The organism is Kitasatospora sp. NPDC056076 (assembly GCF_042266305.1).
Classification (GTDB): domain Bacteria; phylum Actinomycetota; class Actinomycetes; order Streptomycetales; family Streptomycetaceae; genus Kitasatospora.
Window position 1 is genome coordinate 1 of sequence record NZ_JBHJWG010000145.1, and the last position, 1024, is coordinate 1024.

1 pseudogene is annotated in these 1024 nt (G+C 76.4%); it reads right to left on the reverse strand.

The features are described 5' to 3' along the window. Positions 1 to 1024 (reverse strand): annotated as a pseudogene (locus ACFC1T_RS38500) (restriction endonuclease); the annotation flags it as partial.

Consider the following 1024-nt stretch of genomic DNA (forward strand, 5'->3'; position numbering starts at 1 on the left):
GGTCCTCGAAGTCCAGCGGATCCATCTCGAAGAGGTCCGGGTCCTCCTCGCCGAAGTGCCCGGCCAGGCTCCCGCCCACCGACTCCGGCAGCCGGTCCGGCTTCACCTCGTCCAGCCGCTCCGGCCGCGCCGACAGCTTGCCGCCCAGCCCCTGGAAGCACTCCACCGGGGCCACCCGGTCCAGCGCCAGCCCCGAGAACTCGGCCCGGGTCGCGGTCAGCGTGGACAGGAAGCGCTCGGCCTCCCGGCCCGTCGCCGGATCGATCCCCAGCACGAAGCCGTTCACCACCACCGAGTCCAGCATCCCGTCCCGGTCCGCCCGGAACAGCTCGGCCGCCAACCGCAGCGCCGACTGCGCCAGCACCTCCCGGTACAGCGCCTTGCGCTCGGTCGCCGGCCGGGCCACCTCCGCCTCGCGGTCGTCCGCCTTCACGTACCGCACCCGCCCGGCCGCCGGCACCACGTCCGGACCGGGCAGCTCCCAGTTCACCACCAGCTGACGGCTCGACACCTCCCAGGCCGCCACCAGCCGGTGCGGGAAGCCCTCCGGCCAGGCCGCCGAGGCGTACAGCCCCGCCGTGAAGTACTCCTGCACGGCCTCCGGCTCGCCCGCCCGAAGCCGCCGCAGCAACTCCTCCGTCCCCGCGCCGCGCTCCTCCTCCTGCCGGCGGAAGCCCTCCGCCCACCCCAGGTACTCCTGGTGGTACGCGGCCAGCCGGGACTGCCGGTCCGCCTCCCGGGCCTGCGCGGCGTACCAGTCCTGCTCGAACCGGGCCCGGGCCTGCGCCAGGTACTGCTCGTACTGGCGGCGCACCCCGGCGTTGCGGGCCTGCGCCGCGTCCGGCGGCGGCACGTGGTAGGCGGCGGACGCCTGGTCCGGCATCGGCACCGGCACACCCAGCGGCCCCGGATTGAACGGCGGCTCCGGGCGCGGCGGCAGCAGGGCCTGCGGCCCGAACGCCGGCGCGGCCAGGCCGGCCGCCAGCAGCCCGCGCAACTCCTCCACCCGCGCGTCCAGCTCCGC